Annotated in this window: 14 protein-coding genes; 1 reads left to right on the top strand and 13 read right to left on the bottom strand. The window is 61.6% G+C overall.

The window, feature by feature from the left end; translation table 11 throughout:
• Positions 1 to 157 precede the first annotated feature (157 nt).
• Complete coding sequence (locus tag BB029_RS22015) at positions 158 to 2,065, top strand: methyl-accepting chemotaxis protein (protein ID WP_065940766.1); 1,908 nt, start codon at positions 158 to 160, stop codon at positions 2,063 to 2,065.
• A gap of 12 nt (positions 2,066 to 2,077) precedes the next feature.
• On the opposite strand, the gene BB029_RS22010 is transcribed toward BB029_RS22015, so the two are convergent.
• The 13 genes from BB029_RS22010 to BB029_RS21950 form a co-directional block, all read right to left on the bottom strand.
• Positions 2,078 to 2,812 carry an amino acid ABC transporter ATP-binding protein gene (locus BB029_RS22010; protein ID WP_027605038.1) on the bottom strand — a complete coding sequence of 245 codons (735 nt, stop codon included), beginning with the start codon at positions 2,810 to 2,812 and terminating at the stop codon, positions 2,078 to 2,080.
• The gene (locus BB029_RS22005) at positions 2,805 to 3,764 is read right to left on the bottom strand and encodes an amino acid ABC transporter permease (protein ID WP_065940765.1); all 960 of its coding nucleotides are present in this window, start codon (positions 3,762 to 3,764) and stop codon (positions 2,805 to 2,807) included. The genes BB029_RS22010 and BB029_RS22005 overlap by 8 nt, the downstream gene beginning before the upstream one ends.
• A gap of 93 nt (positions 3,765 to 3,857) precedes the next feature.
• Positions 3,858 to 4,655: a transporter substrate-binding domain-containing protein gene (locus tag BB029_RS22000; RefSeq protein WP_065940764.1), complete on the bottom strand. Its 798-nt coding sequence runs from the start codon at positions 4,653 to 4,655 to the stop codon at positions 3,858 to 3,860.
• 210 nt (positions 4,656 to 4,865) lie between these two features.
• Positions 4,866 to 5,675, bottom strand: a complete 810-nt coding sequence (locus BB029_RS21995) for a transporter substrate-binding domain-containing protein (RefSeq protein WP_065940763.1) — start codon at positions 5,673 to 5,675, stop codon at positions 4,866 to 4,868.
• A gap of 177 nt (positions 5,676 to 5,852) precedes the next feature.
• Entirely contained in the window at positions 5,853 to 8,423 is a 2,571-nt protein-coding gene (gene mdoH / locus BB029_RS21990) for a glucans biosynthesis glucosyltransferase MdoH (RefSeq protein ID WP_065940762.1), read from the bottom strand.
• Positions 8,416 to 10,095 carry a glucan biosynthesis protein G gene (locus tag BB029_RS21985; protein WP_222935589.1) on the bottom strand — a complete coding sequence of 560 codons (1,680 nt, stop codon included), beginning with the start codon at positions 10,093 to 10,095 and terminating at the stop codon, positions 8,416 to 8,418. Before BB029_RS21985 ends, mdoH begins: the two co-directional genes overlap by 8 nt.
• 323 nt (positions 10,096 to 10,418) lie before the next feature.
• Positions 10,419 to 10,856 (bottom strand): D-aminoacyl-tRNA deacylase, encoded by a 438-nt coding sequence (dtd, locus tag BB029_RS21980; protein WP_065940761.1) that lies wholly within the window; start codon positions 10,854 to 10,856, stop codon positions 10,419 to 10,421.
• Positions 10,853 to 11,824: a prolyl aminopeptidase gene (pip, locus tag BB029_RS21975; RefSeq protein WP_027605045.1), complete on the bottom strand. Its 972-nt coding sequence runs from the start codon at positions 11,822 to 11,824 to the stop codon at positions 10,853 to 10,855. The genes dtd and pip overlap by 4 nt, the downstream gene beginning before the upstream one ends.
• Before the next feature lie 103 nt (positions 11,825 to 11,927).
• Positions 11,928 to 12,857, bottom strand: a complete 930-nt coding sequence (locus tag BB029_RS21970; RefSeq protein WP_065940760.1) for an alpha/beta hydrolase — start codon at positions 12,855 to 12,857, stop codon at positions 11,928 to 11,930.
• 371 nt (positions 12,858 to 13,228) lie between these two features.
• Positions 13,229 to 14,176, bottom strand: coding sequence for a choline ABC transporter substrate-binding protein (locus BB029_RS21965; protein WP_065940759.1), 948 nt, complete (start codon positions 14,174 to 14,176; stop codon positions 13,229 to 13,231).
• A 131-nt stretch (positions 14,177 to 14,307) separates the two neighbouring features.
• Entirely contained in the window at positions 14,308 to 15,108 is an 801-nt protein-coding gene (gene hutG, locus BB029_RS21960) for an N-formylglutamate deformylase (RefSeq protein ID WP_065940758.1), read from the bottom strand.
• An 11-nt stretch (positions 15,109 to 15,119) separates the two neighbouring features.
• A complete protein-coding gene (gene hutI / locus BB029_RS21955) occupies positions 15,120 to 16,325 on the bottom strand; it encodes an imidazolonepropionase (protein ID WP_065940757.1) in 1,206 nt (401 codons plus the stop codon).
• Positions 16,326 to 16,340: 15 nt separating this feature from the next.
• Complete coding sequence (locus BB029_RS21950) at positions 16,341 to 17,750, bottom strand: amino acid permease (RefSeq protein ID WP_065940756.1); 1,410 nt, start codon at positions 17,748 to 17,750, stop codon at positions 16,341 to 16,343.
• Between the last annotated feature and the right edge of the window lie 59 nt (positions 17,751 to 17,809).

Here is a 17,809-nt window from a genome sequence, read left to right as displayed (position 1 = left end):
CCGCGTGGCGACCCGCCCTGGGTCGCCGCCTGCAATCTGTGAAATTTCCTACGCGTTTATCAGCCCCACCTCTGCGCCGAGAGAACTAGCGTTCAATTCAGCTCAATGTGCCTGCGCACGTTGAGAACGCCCACTGTTCACTTGTCGGAGGTTGATCATGCTTCGTCGAATGACTTACCTGTTGGGTGACGCCAGTGTCACTCTCAAACTGGCCCTGGGCTTCTCCCTGGTCCTGGCATTGAGCCTTGTGATTGCCGTGACTGGCTGGCAGGCGCTGGCCGCGTCCCTTTACCGCTCGCAGACCCTGACCGTGCTCGCGCAATTGGCCGTGACGGGTGAAGAACTGCGGGCTGACCGAATCGTTTACCGCACCCTGGACGATACCAACAGCCTCAACAAATTGAGCGTGAGCATAGAAAAAATAGACGGGCTCCTGAGCGAGCTTTCCAACCGCCTCAAAGCCCCAAAACCCATTCAGTACCTGCAGGAGATGACCCGCCTTTCTGCAACGTTCAAAGCCACGCTCAAGGAGGTGCCCGCGCTGGTCGAGACACGTGAGAGTGCCCGTGAACAGCTCAAGCAGAGCTCCGTACGCACCGGCGATGTACTCGCACAACTGGCCAGCGACTTACCCGACCAGGAGGATGAAAAAGCCCTCGATGCCATCGAAAACCTGCGCCAGGCCATAGAGCAGGCGGAGGATCGTGCCCAAACCCCTGCCTGGGCCGCCAGCTCGCTGGATGCCTACGCCCAGGCCGTCAGCGACGCCGAGCGCAACCTCGAACTCGCCCAGGCGGGCGTAGCAAAATTGCCGGTCGACAGCGGCGCCCTGAAAAATACCGTGCTCAGTATCCACACCCACCTCACACGCCTCAAAGACACGCAACTCACAACCGAAGGCGCGCAAAATCAATTGGAACAGCAACTGGACCAACTGCTCGCCCAGAGCGATCTCTTGAGCCAGGACCAGACTCAACGGCGCGAACGCGAAGCCGAACAAGCCCGCACCCAAACCCTTGGTACAACTGCTGCCGCCTTGCTGTTGGGCACCCTCGCGGCCTGGCTGATTGCCGGGCAAATCGTGAAACCGCTGCGCAAAGCGCTGTCCGCTGCCAATCGCATTGCGCAGGGCGACCTGAGCCACGACGTGCAGTCCCGACGGCGTGACGAGTTGGGCCAACTGCAACGCAGCATGAGCCAAATGACGCTGAACCTGCGGGGGCTGATTGGCAACATCAGCGACAACGCGCGGCAAATTGCCAGCGCCGCCGAGGAGCTCTCCGCCGTGACCGAACAAACTCGCGCCGGGGTGAATCATCAGCGCGATGAAACCGAGCAGGTCGCCGCCGCCATGAACCAGATGCTCGCCACCGCCCAGGAGGTTGCACGCCACGCCGAGCAGGCTTCCCTCGCCGCCGGACAGGCCAATCAACAGACTGAGCTGGGCGATCAGGTGGTGACGGATGCCGTGGCGCAAATCGAGCACCTTGCCCATGAAATGGCGCGCGCGGGTCAGGCCATGGTGGGGCTGCAACGGGAAAGCCAGAAAATCAGCAGTGTGCTGGATGTGATCAAGTCCGTGTCACAGCAGACCAACCTGCTGGCGCTCAACGCCGCGATAGAAGCCGCACGGGCCGGCGAGGCCGGTCAAGGCTTCGCGGTGGTCGCCGATGAGGTGCGCGGTCTCGCCCAACGGACCCAGCAGTCCGCCGAGGAAATCGAAGAGCTGATTGGCGGCCTGCACAGCGGAACCCAACAAGTGGCCGACATCATGGACTACAGCCGCACCCTGACCGACAACAGTGTCGGCCTGGCCCGCAATGCCGGGGACTCCCTGACGGAGATCGCCCGCACGGTGTCGGTCATCCAGGAAATGAACCCGCAGATCGCCGCTGCCGCCGAGGAGCAAAGTGCGGTGGCCGAAGAGATCAACCGCAGCGTATTGAAAGTACGCGACGCCTCGGAGCAAACCGCCGCCGCCAGTGAACAGACGGCAGCGGCCAGTATCGAACTGGCGCGGCTGGGAACGGATTTGCAGCAATGCGTGGGGCGGTTCAAGGTATGAACGCCCCGCGCCCTATAGCACCTGGCGCAGGAACGCCTGGGCGCGCGGGTCTTTGGGCGCCGCGAAGAACTCGGCCGGGGCCGCATCTTCCAGCAACTTGCCATGATCGAAGAACAGCACCCGATCCGCCACTTCACGGGCAAAACCCATTTCGTGAGTGACGCAGACCATGGTCATGCCCTCCAGGGCCAGGGTCTTCATCACGTCCAGCACCTCGCCGACCATTTCCGGGTCGAGGGCCGAGGTGGGCTCGTCGAACAGCATCACCTTGGGCTCCATCGCCAACGCCCGGGCAATCGCCACCCGCTGTTGCTGGCCGCCGGAAAGCCGCGACGGGAACTCGTTGGCTTTCTGCGCAATGCCGACCTTTTCCAGCAGCGCCAGGGCCTTGGCTTCTCGCTCTTTCTTACCGCGCTTGCGCACGACTTTTTGCGCCAGGCACAGGTTTTCCAGCACGGTCATGTGGGGGAACAGGTTGAAGTGCTGGAACACCATGCCGACTTCACGGCGATAGGCATTCACATCGGTTTTCGGGTCGGCCAGTTGCAGGCCATCGATGCTCACCGAGCCGGAATCGAATTCTTCCAGGCCATTGAGGCAACGCAGGAACGTGGACTTGCCGGAGCCGGACGGGCCGATCACCACCAACACTTCGCCCTTGGCCACCTGGGTGGTCACATGGTCCACCGCGCGCACCACGTGCCCGCGGGTATCGAAGACTTTTACCAGATCGCGGACTTCAATCACTTTGGGCGAGCCTCCGCTCAAGCCGGCTGGCCATTTTCGACAGCGGCAGGTTGATCAGCAGGTACAGCCCTGCGACACAGAACAGGATTTCAAACGGCGAGAACGAGGTGGTGATCACTTCGCGACCGCTTTTGAGCAGCTCGGTAATCGCGATCACCGAGACCAGCGAGGTGTCTTTTACCAGGCTGATAAATTGCCCGGCCAGCGGCGGCAACACGCGCTTGAAGGCCTGCGGCAGCACCACATGGCGCATCGACTGGCTGGCACTCAGGCCCAGGGAGCGCGCGGCTTCGTTCTGACCACGGGTGATGGACTGCACGCCCGCGCGGACGATTTCCGCCACATAGGCGCCGGTGAACAGCGACAGGGCGGCGATCCCGGCGAATTCCCGGGACAGGTTGAGCACCGTGCCGATAAAGAAGTAGAAAATGAAGATCTGCACCAACAGCGGCGTGCCCCGCACCAGCTCGACGTAGATCGTCGACAGGTCGCGCAGGGTCGGATTAGTGGAGAGTCGGCACAACCCCGTGGCCAGGCCAATCGCCAGGCCGAGGATCCCGGACACCACCGACAGCCACAACGTGGTCCACAGGCCCCACATCAAGGGGCCCAACGCCCAATGGCGGTTAACCCCGATGACATCGCCCTCGGCCACATCGTCGCCGCGCGCCACTTGCAGGCTGTTGTCGGCCACGCTCACGCGCTGTTCGACGCCGGTATCGTTGCGCAGGGTGACTTCGGCCACATCGCCCTTGCGGACCAGCTCCACGACAGTGGAGATGTCCGCAGCGCGCTGGGACTCTTCGGCCTGGTAGGCGAAGTATTGCGGGACCCGGTTCCAGCGCCATTCGTAGGACATCAGCGAGGTGGCGTAATACAAGGCGCCGGCCAGGCCGACCAGCACGACCACGGTCAGCAGGTGCCAGGGCCATTGGGCTTTTTTCTGTTTCATCTACTCAGCATCCAAAAAATCGAGGCCCGCACACCTGAGGTGGCGAGCGGGCTCCCCACAGCAAGCCCTCTCACACCAGAAAACAGTCCCGCTTTATTCCATGTCCTTGAGCCACTCGGAGCTCTTGAACCACTTGTCATGGATGCGATCGTAGGTGCCGTCGTTCTTGATCTGGTGCAGGAAGTTGTTGATGAAGTTGATGCTGTCGTAGTCACCCTTCTTCAGGCCGAACGCCAGCGGTTCAAAGGTGAAGGGTTCTTCGAGGAACACCAACTTGCCGTTACCGACTTTTTTCTCGGCGACCACGTTGTACGGCGCGTCATACACGAAGGCATCGGCCTTGCCGTTGACCACGTCCAGCACACCTTCCTGCTCGTTGTCATAGCCGTGGTACTTGGCCTTGGAGATCAGCTTCTTGGCGACCATCTCACCGGTGGTGCCGAGCTTGGAGGTCAGGCGGTACTTCTCGTCGTTCAGGTCTTTGTAGGACTTGATGGTGCCTTCCAGGTCCTTGCGGATCAGCAGGGTCTGGCCAACCACGATGAAGGGCTCGCTGAAGTTCAGGCGCAGGTTGCGTTCCTGGGTCAGGGTCATGCCGCTGCCGATCATGTCGAACTTGCCGGTGAGGAACGCCGGGATGATGCCGTCATAGCCGGTAGACACCAGCTCGAGCTTGACGCCCATGGACTTGGCCATGGCCTTGAGGATATCGACCTCGAACCCAATGATTTCGCCCCGTTTGTCAGTCATTTCGAACGGCATGTAGGTCGGGTCCATGCCGACTTTCAGCGTGCCGCGCTTGACCGCATCATCGATGGCACCGGCCTGGGCGGCATTGGCCGCAACCAGCGCGGCGACGCCGAGCAGCAGCATCGAAAGATACTTTTTCATCATCAAGTCCCCTGAACGATTCTTATACGGTCGGCGCGCAAAAGGGCTGCACCAATTCGGGGTGCGATCCTAACCCACTCATTGCCTGTCACAAAGGTTTCACGGGTATTTGTTATCCGCGTATGTCGGAAAAGTCCCACAACAACGCAGCCAACTGCTGGGATAGACGCTTGCGTTGGCAGCGCTGGCAACGGATTGATGTGTAAGAAGTTATGACTTCCAGTCGACCTCTACCAGCCAGTCCATGTCCTTGAACCACTTGTCGTGCAAGCGATCGTAGGTCCCGTCCTGGGCGACTTGATTGAGGAAATGGTTGATCCAGTTGAGGCTGTCAAAATCGCCTTTTTTCACACCAAACGCCAAGGGTTCAAAGGTGAATGGCTGTTCAAGCGCCAGCAGCTCGCGGTTTTCCCGCAAGCTCAGGGCGATCAGGTTGTAGGGCGCATCATAAATAAAGGCATCGGCGGCGCCGTTCACCACTTGGCGCACAGCCTCCCGGGGCGTTGCAAAACTGCTCAAGCGCGCCGCCCCCAGGAAACGTTGCGCCGCCGCCTCGCCAGTGGTGCCCTGGACGGTGGTGACGCGGTAAGTGGCGTCGTCCAGGTCTTCGACACTGGTGACCTTGCCCCTCAGGCTGGGGTGCAGCAATACGGTTTGCCCCACCACGATAAAGGAGTCGCTGAAATTCAGCTTCAGGTTGCGCTCCTGGGTGACGGTCATGCCGCTGCCGATCAGGTCGAACTTTTTCGCCTGCAGCCCAGGCAGCAACTCGGTATAGGGCACGCTGACCAATTCAAGTTCAACACCCAGGGCCTGGCTCATCACCTTGAGCAGGTCGATTTCAAAGCCCACGATACGACCCTCTTTATCGGTCATTTCAAAGGGGACATAGGTGGGCGTAGTACCCACTTTCAACACACCACGCCGAACCGCATCGTCGATGGCACCGGCCTGCACCAGACCACTGTGAATCAATGTGATAACGCCGATCAGCAATGCCGAACAATACCTTTTGATCATGAATCCCCCTGTGATCGAGCCGAATTTGGGGGGCGATCCTACCCCACTCGCGGGCACGCAAATATGCCTCGGACAAGGGACTTTTGTTTCGAAATAACAAGGAGTTAGGGCGATAGAGAAACGCTGTAGGACCAGCGCTTCGAACGCCCCCGAAGTGAACCCTCGGGGGCGCCTGAATCAGGCCGGTTGGGCCTGGGACGACAGCGGTTGCAGCGGCAGTAACGGCGCGTGCGGGTCGGCCTTGATCGAATTACGCCAGGCAGCGAGCCACTCGGCATGCCCTTCGCTCCAGATCTGCTCATGCAAGCGGGCCAGGGCTACCGGGTCGCTGAGCAACGCCAGGCGTTCGCCGTTGTTGAGGCCGGCAGGGCCGACTTTCAACGCATGGCGCACACGTTCGGTACGCAGGTACTCGATCGGCTCGGCCTGACCGTGACGCGAGGTCGCAAGGGCACAGGCCAGGGCGTTCTGCTGCGGGTCGACCACCGAGCGTACGAAGCCGTCTTTCAGCGCGTGCCAACGGTTTTCGTGGGTGTACTTGTCGGTGGACAGCAACGCTTGCGGCGGATTGTATTCCTCAGGGATCAGGAACAGGCTCTCATCCCGAGACTTCAGGCCGAGGTTGACCCGGCTGGAGATCACCGATACCGGGATCGACAGCATCAACGAACCCACGATCGGCACCAGCCACCACAGGAAGCTCGGGTTCAACCACACCACCAGCAGGGCCCAGAAGAAGCCAAGCAGGGTCTGCGTGCCGTGACGCTTGATCGCTTCGCCCCACGGGGTGGAGTCGTCGTCACGCTGCGGCGAGTTCCAGGTCGCGGCCCAGCCGAGGAACGCGGCGAGCACGAAACGGGTATGGAAAATCATCCGCACCGGCGCCAGCAGCATGGAGAACAGCATCTCCAGCAGCATGGACATGGTTACCTTGAACTTGCCACCGAACTCTTTCGCGCCCTTGGCCCAGATCAGGATGATGCTCAGCAATTTCGGCAGGAACAGCAGCACGATAGTGGTGGAGAACAGCGCCACCGCCTTGTCCGGGTGCCATTGCGGCCACAGCGGGTACAACTGGCGTGGCGCCATGAAGTACTGCGGCTCCATCAGGGTGTTGACCGCCAGCAAGGCCGTCGACAGCACCAGGAACAGGAACCACAACGGTGCCGACAGGTAGGACATCACGCCGGTCAGGAACACCGCGCGGTGCACCGGGTGCATGCCCTTGACCAGGAACAGGCGGAAGTTCATCAGGTTGCCGTGGCACCAGCGACGGTCACGCTTGAGTTCATCCAGCAGGTTCGGCGGCAGTTCTTCGTAGCTGCCCGGCAGGTCGTAGGCAATCCACACGCCCCAGCCGGCACGGCGCATCAGCGCTGCTTCAACGAAGTCGTGGGACAGGATGGAACCTGCGAATGCACCTTTACCCGGCAATGGCGCCAGGGCGCAGTGCTCGATAAACGGCTTCATGCGGATGATCGCGTTGTGACCCCAGTAGTGGGATTCACCCAACTGCCAGAAGTGCAGGCCGGCGGTGAACAGCGGGCCGTACACCCGGGTGGCGAATTGCTGCATGCGCGCATACAGGGTGTCCATGCCCGACGCACGGGGCGCGGTCTGGATAATCCCGGCATCCGGCGTGGCTTCCATCAGGCGCACCAGGCTGGTCAGGCATTCGCCGCTCATCACGGAGTCGGCATCGAGAACCACCATGTACTTGTAGTCGCCGCCCCAACGACGGCAGAAGTCGTCGAGGTTGCCGCTTTTACGCTTCACGCGACGGCGACGGCGGCGATAGAAGATCTTGCCGAAGCCACCCGCCTCACGGCAAACGTCGAGCCAGGCTTGCTGCTCGGCGATGCAGATGTCGGCCTCGTTACTGTCGCTGAGCACGAAGAAGTCGAAACGATCGAGGTCACCGGTGGCGGCCACCGATTCGAACGTCGCGCGCAAACCGGCGAATACCCGCGGCACGTCTTCGTTGCAGATCGGCATGACCAGCGCGGTGCGCGCGTCTTTCGGGATCGGCTCGTCGCCGGCACTTTTACCGGAAATCCGGTATTTATCGTGGCCGGTGAGCAGTTCGAGGAAGCCCATCAATGCAGTCCAGAAACCGGCCGAGACCCAGCAGAACAGGATCCCGAACATGATCAGGATGCTGGTCTGCAGGGCGTAAGGCAGCACCTGGGTGGCGGTTTGCAGCAGGGTCTGGTTGCGGATCTCGTCGAAGTCGACCAGCGACCAGCCCTGGTACGGCATGATGCCCTTCATATACCAGCCGGCCACGATGGTCTGGCCGAGCATCAGCACCAGCAGGATGTAACGACGAATCGAACCCACGGTACGCCAGCGGGCTGCAGGCAATACGCGCTCATCCTTCGGCGGGGCCGGCGGGTTGCTGCGGCCGGTGATCCGCCGCCAGCCGCGCACCAGGATATTGGTGCGCCACGGTTCAGGCACCACGCGGGTACGGCGGATCGGCGGCGTGGCCTTGAGGCACACGCGCCCACTGGCGTCGAGCCCGAGCATTTCGGCGTCTTGCAGCTCTTCGGCCGTGCTGAGGGTCAAGCGGCGACCCACCGACGCCTGGGCGGCGTCGACGGGTGCATCGAACGCCTTGGACGACAAGCGCTCGTGCAACTCGGTGAAGGATGTGCAGCCCGCCAACTCGGCGCGCTGCTCAGCGGTCATCGGAAGATGCGCCAGGTACTCGGAGAGAGTCTCTGGCTGGACTTGAGAATTACTCATCGGCAGGCAACTGATAGCTCCAGGTTTCGGTCAGGACTTGCTCGGTCTTGATCGGCTCCGGTGTGGCTGGGGCAGCTTCTGGCTGCTTGGCTTCCTTGTCTTTCGCGTCTTTCTTGGCCTGTTTCTCGTGCTGCTTGGCCAGGACCTTGTCGGCCTTCAGCACCTGGGTCGAAACATGCTCAGGCTCAGGCGGCGTGATGTCCTGGACCAGGGCTGCACGCATCTCGGTCGGCTTGCCTGCGTCCTTGATCTTCATACGCAGGGTCAGGCGCCAGCCTTTGGTGTGTTCGTTGTAGCGCACGCTGTTTTCTACCAGCTCGGCGTTGTCACTCACGCTCACCTGGCTGCGCACCGGGGCGTCCGGCAGCAGTTTCTTCAGGGACGGGCCCTCGAAGTCCACCAGGTATGCCACGCTGCCATCCGGCTGACGGATCAGGTTGGATTGCTTCACATCACCGGTGGAGCGCAGGGTCTGCTTGACCCAGGCACTGTCCGGCGAATGGAACGCGGCATCATCGAGGGTCCAGTGCAGGCGGTAGGCCACTTCCAGCGGCTTGCCGACTTCCGGCAACTCGGCCGGGCTCCAGAACGCAACGATGTTGTCGTTGGTTTCATCGGCAGTCGGGATCTCCACGAGGTCGACGGAACCCTTGCCCCAGTCGCCTTCAGGCTCGATCCACGCGCTTGGGCGCTTGTCGTAGTTATCGTCGAGGTCTTCGTAGTGGCTGAAGTTTCGACCGCGTTGCAGCAGGCCGAACCCACGCGGGTTCTCCACGGTGAAGTTGCTGACCGACAGGTGTTTAGGGTTGTTCAGGGGGCGCCAGATCCACTCGCCATTGCCGGCATGGATCGACAGGCCGCTGGAGTCATGCAGCTCGCGACGGTAGTTGAGCACCTTGGACGGCTGGTTGGCGCCGAACAGGAACATGGAGGTCAACGGGGCAACGCCCAGTTTGCTGACCTTGTCACGCAGGAACATCTGGGATTTCACATCGACAACCGTGTCGGTGCCCGGACGCAGGATCAGGCGATAGGCGCCGGTCGCACGTGGGGAATCCAGCAGGGCAAAGATCACCAGGTGCTTGTCACCCGGTTTTGGACGTTCGATCCAGAACTCGGTGAAACGCGGGAACTCTTCACCCGACGGCAGCGCGGTATCGATCGCCATGCCACGGGCGGACAGGCCATAGACCTGGTCCTTGCCGACGACGCGGAAATAGCTGGCGCCGAGCATGGTCATGATTTCGTCTTGCTTGTCGCCCTTGTTGATCGGGTACAGCACACGGAAACCGGCGTAACCCAGCTGTTCGGTGGCTTTAGGATCAAACTTCACGTCGCCGAAATCGAAGCGAGTCGGGTCGTATTTGATTTCCTGGACGCTGTCGGCGGTCACTTCGTTGATTTTCACCGGTGTATCGAAATGCATACCCTGGTGATAGAAGGACAACTTGAACGGGGTGTTCTGATCGGCCCATTCGGCTTTTTCATTGCGGAAACGAATCTTCTGGTAGTCCGCGAACTTCATTTCGCGAAATTCGTTCGGCAGATTGCTGCGCGGAGCTTCGTATTTCTGCCCGGCCAGCTCTTTTGCCTTGGCCGACACATCATCCAGACTGAATGCCCACAGTTGACCCGCGCCGAACAGGCAAAACAGGGCGGAGCCCGTCACCAGTGCGTTTCGTAACCGTTTGGCAGACAATTTTGGTGCATTACAGGGACTAACAATCACGAGCAACCCTCGCCGAAAACAGATCAAAAAACCAACGGCCAGCTATCTATATGCCAGGTTGGCGAGCATTGTTCCGACTCCCCTGGGTCAAAATGATTCCCCAGTGGTTATCGGACAAGTCTCTACCTAAGTCAAAAATGGACCAAACAACGCTGATCCCCGTAGCGCGCGATTATCTAGTAGCCCGCGAGACAACGCATCAGGGACAACGAAGTATTTGTAGCGAAACCCTACGTTTTTAGGCATTAAAGTCGTTTTTAATACATTCATGTCTGTAAGAGAAAGGTCACAGGGCCATCATTGACCAAATGCACCTGCATATCCGCGCCAAAACGCCCCGAGGCCACCTTGCCATGCAATTGTTGCGCTTGTAACAGCAAGTGATCAAAAAGCGCCGCTCCCAGGGCCGGCGGGGCAGCGGTGGAAAAGCTCGGCCGCAGGCCGCTCTTGGTATCCGCCGCCAAAGTGAACTGCGACACCAGCAGCAATCCCCCCTCGATATCCTTCAACGACAGGTTCATCTTGCCCTCGTCGTCGCTGAACACCCGGTAGTTAAGCAGCTTGTGCAGCAGTTTGTCGGCGCTCTCGGGCGTATCTGAAGGTTCGACGGCCACCAGCACCAGCAAACCCTGGTCGATCGCCCCGACAATTTCGCCCGCCACTTCGACCCGGGCGCCGCGCACCCGTTGCAGCAAGCCCTTCATGCTTCTTCTGGCGGCAGATCAAGCAGGCGCCGCGCCATTTCGCCGGTCGCGCGCACCAGTGCATCGGTAATCCCGGGCTCGGACGCCGCATGGCCCGCTTCACGGATGACCTGCAGTTCGCTGTTCGGCCAGGCCTGATGCAGCTCCCAGGCGTTATCCAGCGGGCAGATCATATCGTAGCGGCCATGGATGATGACGCCAGGCAGATGGGCGATCTTGTGCATATCGCGAATCAGCTGGTTGGGCTCCAGGAAGGAGTTATTGGTGAAGTAGTGGCACTCGATACGGGCGATGGACAGCGCGCGCTGAGGCTCGGAAAAACGCTCCACGTGCTGCGGGCTCGGGCACAGGCCGAGCATGCGCCCTTCCCAGCCGGACCAGGCCTTGGCGGCGTGCATCTGGGCGATCTGGTCGTTGCCGGTCAGGCGCTTGTGGTAGGCCGCGATCATGTCGTGACGCTCATCGGCGGGAATCGGCGCGATGTAGTCCTGCCAGTAGTCCGGGAACAGGCGGCTGGCACCGGCCTGGTAGAACCATTCGATGTCCTGGGGGCGGGCGAGGAAAATACCGCGCACGATCAGGCCATGCACACGTTCGGGGTGGGTTTGCGCGTAGGCCAGGGCCAGGGTCGAGCCCCAGGAGCCGCCGAACAGCACCCATTTGTCGATGCCAAGATGTTCGCGGATGCGCTCGAGGTCGGCGACCAGGTCCCAGGTGGTGTTGTTCTCCAGGCTCGCGCGCGGGGTGGAACGGCCGCAGCCACGCTGGTCGAAGGTGACGATGCGGTACAGGTTGGGATCGAAATAGCAGCGGCTCTGGGCATCGCAACCGGCGCCAGGGCCACCGTGGATGAATACGACAGGCAAGCCTTCGGGGGAGCCACTTTCATCGACGTACAGCGTGTGGGTGTCATCGACTGCCAGATCGTGCCGGGCGTAGGGTTTGATCTGCGGGTACCAAGTCTGCATTGCGCGCTCCGTAGGGGGTCGGGTTCATCCCTGGGGGGACGTCTTTTATTTTGCCGTCTGGCACTATAAACCCGAATTGTGCAATGAGCATGTCCTTGAGCGCTTAGAGCTGCGTCAGTAGTTCGCTCCTCAGGTAATCCAACAGGTAACCGTACAGCCGATCCACCTCCGGGGCCTGGCCCTTTGCGCGTAGACAGCCGTGGACCAGGCCTTTGCCCGGATACAACAGTGCAGGCACACCGGCCTGTTGCAGGCGCTCGGCGTACAGCATGCCGTCGTCGCGCAGCGGGTCGAATTGGGCTACTGCGATCAAGGCCTTGGGCAAACCACTGAAATCATCGGCCAGCAGCGGCATGGCATAGGGCGATGGTTTAGCCAAATCGCGCAGGTAGAGCGCCAGGTAGTAATCGGTGTCGGCAGTGCTGAGCAGCGGTGCGTCCATGCAGTCACGGCGCGAGGGCAAATCAGCCGGGCCGCCCAGCCCGGGGTAAATAAGGACCTGGGCCCGCGGCATAGGCTGGGCATCATCGCGCAACCCCAGGCACAACGCCGCCGCCAGGTTGCCGCCTGCGCTGTCACCGACCACCACCAGGCGTTGCCGATTGATAGCGTGTGGCGCCTGCCCTTTCTGGATCGCCTGCCACACTGCGCGGCAATCGTCGTAGGCGGCCGGGAATGGGTGCTCGGGCGCCAGGCGGTAGTCAATGGCGATCACCAGCACCCGGAGGGCATTGGCCAGCTCGAAGCAGATGAAGTCATGGGAATCCAGGCCGCCGACCACCCAGCCACCGCCGTGTATATAGAGGAGACATGGCCAGCCGTCGGCGGGGGGCGGTGTGGGGGGCAGATAACTGCGCACGTCCACGCCGGCCAGGGTGAAGTCCGTGAGCTGCAAGCCTTCCGGTTTCGGCGGGGTGAATGCCTGGCACATGTGCTGGTAACTTTGGCGCTGGCTCGTCAGGGAAGAGTCGGCGCAGGTGAAGGACTCGGTTTTTGCGACGAAGGCGGCGAGTTGCGGGGATATCGGGTACATACGCGATGATCTCTGGCGCGGCAGGTTCAAGGTCGGGGGTTTCCGATTGCGATGGATCAATCACTTGATAGATTGCCTGGCATGGCGCTATCGGGGCAGTCGTATCTACACATCTTCGGTGAATGCATAACCTGAGGTAATGAAGTCCTTGTGGTGAGCGGGCTTGCCCCGCGCTGGGCTGCGAAGCAGCCCTAAAACCCCACACGCTGAGTACTAACAGAAAAATCCCGGGGCTTTTATTGGGGCCGCTTCGCAGCCCAGCGCGGGGCAAGCCCGCTCACCACAGCGTTATGCGTCAACCCTTAAGATGTGTGTAGATACCCATGGCTATCGGGGGCAAGCCCCCTCCCACCGTTGGGGCTGCATTTGGCTTAGGGTTTAAGGCTCGCCTGCACTGCCGTCACGCCATCCCCGCCATCAAACGCGGTAACACCTGCCAGCCAGCGCTGCAAATCCTCGGGGTGGTCGCGCAGCCATTGCCTGGCCACGTCCTGCGGTGACTGGCGCTCCATGATCGGCACCATCAGCTGGCTTTCCTGGGCCGCGGTGAAGGTCAGGTTTTCCAGCAATCGGTTAGCGTTGGGGCAGCGTTCGGCAAAGTCCGGCGCGGTCACGGTGGAGACCGTGGCGCGCCCTTCGTCAGGACCGAACACGTCTTCGCTGCCAGTGAGATAGGCCATTTTCATATTGATGTTCATGGGGTGCGGGGTCCACCCGACAAATACCACGAACTCCTTGCGGTTCACCGCGCGCTGCACCGCCGCCAACATGCCAGCCTCACCGGAAGCCACCAGCTTGAAGCCGCCCAGGCCGAAGTGGTTGGTGTCGATCATTTTCTGGATATCGGTATTGGCGCCGCTGCCGGGCTCGATGCCGTAGATCTTGCCGCCCAGCTTGTCCTTGAAACGGGCGATGTCGGCAAAGGTCTTCAGCCCGGCGTCAGCCACGTATTGCGGCACGGCCAGGGTGGCCTGGGCATCGGCGAGGCTGGGTTTATCAAAGACCTTGACCTGCCTGGCGGCCAGAAACGGCGCGATGTTGTTGTCCATCGCCGGCTTCCAATAGCCGAGGAACACGTCCAGGCGTTTATCGCGGATACCGGCAAAAATGATCTGCTGCACGGCGCTGGTCTGCTTGCTGTCATAGCCCAGGCCGTTGAGCAGCACGTCGGCCATGCCCGAGGTGGCGACCACATCGGTCCAACTGACCACGCCCATGCGCACGGTTTTGCAGGAGGCCGGTTCGGCGGCCATGGCTTGGGCACTGAGGAGTGCGGCGCCGGTGAGGGTCAACAGGTAACGGTTGAACAGTCTTTTCATGAAAGAGGTCTCACTCGGCAGCTTTTATTATGGGAAGTGGCGTCTGGTGCGCCATAACCACAACCTTACCGAGCGAGACCTCTCCCAACACGACCTGTGGCGACTGTGAGTTGCACAGGGGCGACCGTTCGTCACTCGTAGCGCTTGCGCCCCCACGCCAGCAAGCCTTCCAGCAGCTGCTTCAACACCACTTGCGTCGGCTCGGCCAGATCCGGGCGATAGCGGAACGGCTCGAACTCTTCCATATACGTGCTCTGGCACAATTCCAGCTGCACCGCATGGATATCCTGCGCAGGATTGCCGTAATGGCGAGTGATATGCCCGCCCTTGAAGCGCCCGTTCAAGACGTGGGTGTACTGAGGATGGGTGGCACAGATGGCCTCGAGCTGGCTCGCCAGTTCCGGATCGCAGGCGGCGCCGTTGAAGGTGCCGAGGTTGAAGTCCGGCAGCTTGCCCTCGAACAGGTGCGGGATCACCGAGCGGATCGAGTGCGCATCGAACAGCAGCGCATAACCGAACTCAGCCTTGAGCCGCGCCAGTTCCTCTTGCAGCGTGCGGTGATACGGGCCCCAGATCTTTTGCAGGTAACTGGCGCGCTCTGTCTCGCTCGGCTCCAGCCCTTCGCGGAACAACGGCACGCCATCGAACAGGGTCGCCGGGTACAGACCGGTGGTGGCACCGGCGTACAGCGGCTTGTCGTCCGAAGGCCGGTTCAGGTCAATGACAAACCGCGAGTACTCCGCCGACAGGGTGCTGGCGCCCAGTTCATCCGCAAAGTCATACAGCGTGGGGATGTGCCAATCGGTGTCCGGCAGGCTTTGCGCTTCGGGGATCAACCCGGCTTCCACCGCAGGCGTCAGGCGCAGGCCGGCGTGGGGCATGCTGATCAGCAGCGGCACACGGCCTTGTTTGAAGTTCAGAACCTTATCCACAGCAGTGCTCCTTATACAGTGACGTCGACGCCGTGGCGCACGACGCGTTTATCCAGCTCACCGCCCAGCCAATAGGCAAGGTCGGCGGGGCGATCGATCTGCCACGCGACAAAGTCGGCCACCTTGCCCACTTCCAGGGACCCATGGGTGTCGCCCATGCCCAGGGCGGTGGCCGCATGTTGTGTGACACCGGCCAGGGCTTCTTCCGGGGTCATGCGGAACAGGGTGCAGGCCATGTTCAGCATCAGGCGCACCGACAACGCCGGCGAGGTGCCGGGGTTGAGGTCGCTGGCGATGGCGATCTTCACGCCGTGCCTGCGCAGGGCGTCCATCGGCGGCAGCTGGGTTTCGCGCAGGAAGTAGAACGCCCCCGGCAGCAAGACCGCGACGGTGCCGGCAGCGGCCATGGCGATGGCGTCTTCTTCGGTCATGAATTCCAGGTGATCCGCCGACAGCGCGTGGTAACGCGCCGCCAGGCTGGAGCCGTGCAGCGACGACAACTGCTCGGCGTGCAGCTTCACCGGCAGGCCGAGTTGCCGGGCGACCTTGAACACCCGCTCCACCTGCTCGGTGGAAAACGCCAGGTATTCGCAGAACGCATCCACCGCGTCCACCAATCCTTCCTCCGCCAAGGCCGGCAGCATCTCGGCGCAGATGTGCTCGATGTAATCATCGGCGCGGTCCTTGTACTCCGGCGGCAATGCATGGGCCGCCAGGCACGTGGCACGCACGCTGACCGGCAGCGCTTCTCCCAGGCGCCGAGCCACACGCAACATCTTGCGCTCGTTGGCCAGGTCCAGGCCGTAGCCGGACTTGATCTCCACCGTGGTAACGCCGTCGCGCAGCAGGCTGCGCAGGCGCTTATGGGCGCTGGCGAAGAGTTCATCCTCCGTGGCAGCGCGGGTGGCACGCACGGTGCTGGCAATACCGCCGCCCTTGGCCGCGATGTCGGCATAGCTCACGCCCTCGAGGCGCTGCTCGAATTCGCCGCTGCGATTGCCGCCAAACACCGCGTGGGTGTGGCAGTCGATCAGCCCGGGGGTGACCCACGCGCCGTGCAGGTCATGCACCTGGGCGTAATCTGCCGTCGGTACTTCGCTGCGCGGACCGATCCACTCGATGAGCGAACCGGCGGTGACCAGGGCGGCATCCTCGATGATCGAGTATTTGCCCTGGGCCATGGTTGCGACGTGGCAGTGTTGCCAAAGGGTTTTCATCAACGCCTCCCTAAGTTATCGATGAGACAAGGCCGGGTCGTAATGGACCTTGGCCGCTTGCCCGGCGGCGGGCTTGACCCACAGCAGATAGGCAACGACCAGCAACACGATCCACACCGCACCGACCAGCAAGGCCGCCTGGGTGTCCGGGAAGTAACCGAGCACGCCAAACACAAACAGCATGAACACGATGGCCGCAGCTGGTGCGTAGGGCCAGAACGGCACCGGGAATTTCAATTCGGCGACCTGCTCTTTCGTCATCGAGCGGCGCATGGCGACCTGGGTGAACAGGATCATCAGCCACACCCATACGGTGGCGAAGGTGGCAATCGACGCGATCAGCAGGAACACGTTTTCCGGGATCAGGTAGTTGAGCAGCACACCGCCGAGCAAGGCGGCGCCCATCACCACCACCGTCATCCACGGTACGCCTTGCGCGGACAACCGGGCAAAGCCCTTGGGCGCCTGCCCTTGCTGCGCCAGGCCGTACATCATGCGGCCGGCACCGAAGATGTCGCTGTTGATGGCCGACACGGCCGCCGAAATCACCACGATATTGAGGAGGGTCGCCGCCGAGCCTATCCCGAGGTTGCTGAAGATCTGCACGAACGGGCTGCCCTGGCTGCCGATCTGCGGCCATGGGTAGATGGCCATCAAGACAAACAACGTCAGCACGTAGAACAACAGGATGCGCAGCGGCACGGCGTTGATCGCCTTGGGGATCACGCGCTGCGGGTCCTTGGCTTCACCGGCGGTGATGCCGATGATCTCGATGCCGCCAAACGCGAACATCACCACGGCAAACGAGGCGATCAGCCCACCAATGCCGTTGGGCATGAAGCCGCCGTGGGCCCACAGGTTGCTCAGGCCGCTGGCCTGGGTTTCGCCGGCCGAGTGGATGCCGAACAGCATGATGCCGAAACCGCCGAGGATCATCGCCACGATGGCGCCGACCTTGAGCAGCGACAGCCAGAACTCCATCTCGCCAAAGACCTTGACGTTGCACAGGTTCAGGCCGCCGATCAAAAACACGATGCCGAGCACCCAGACCCAGCGTGCGACCTCGGGAAACCAGAAGCCCATGTAGATGCCGAAGGCGGTGACGTCGGCGAGACAGACGATGATCATTTCAAAGGCGTAGGTCCAGCCCAGGATAAAACCGGCCAACGGGCCCAGGTAGGTGCTGGCGTATTGGCCGAAGGAGCCGGAGACCGGGTTGTGCACGGCCATTTCACCGAGGGCGCGCATCACCATGAACACCGCGGCGCCGCCGATCAGGTAGGCCAGCAGCACGGCGGGGCCAGCCATCTGGATGGCCGAGGCGGAACCGTAGAACAGCCCGGTGCCGATCGCGGAACCGAGGGCCATGAAGCGAATATGTCGGGCGCTCAGCCCGCGTTTCAAACCCTTTTCTTGCTGGTGCATTTCTCGTCCCTAATTATTTTTATCCTGAGAAAGTTGTTTGTGGTGAGCGAGCTTGCTCG

Source organism: Pseudomonas sp. S3E12 (assembly GCF_001702295.1).
GTDB lineage: Bacteria > Pseudomonadota > Gammaproteobacteria > Pseudomonadales > Pseudomonadaceae > Aquipseudomonas > Aquipseudomonas marginalis.
The sequence above is the reverse complement of the archived record's forward strand: the minus strand, read 5'-3'. Positions and strand labels throughout refer to the sequence as shown.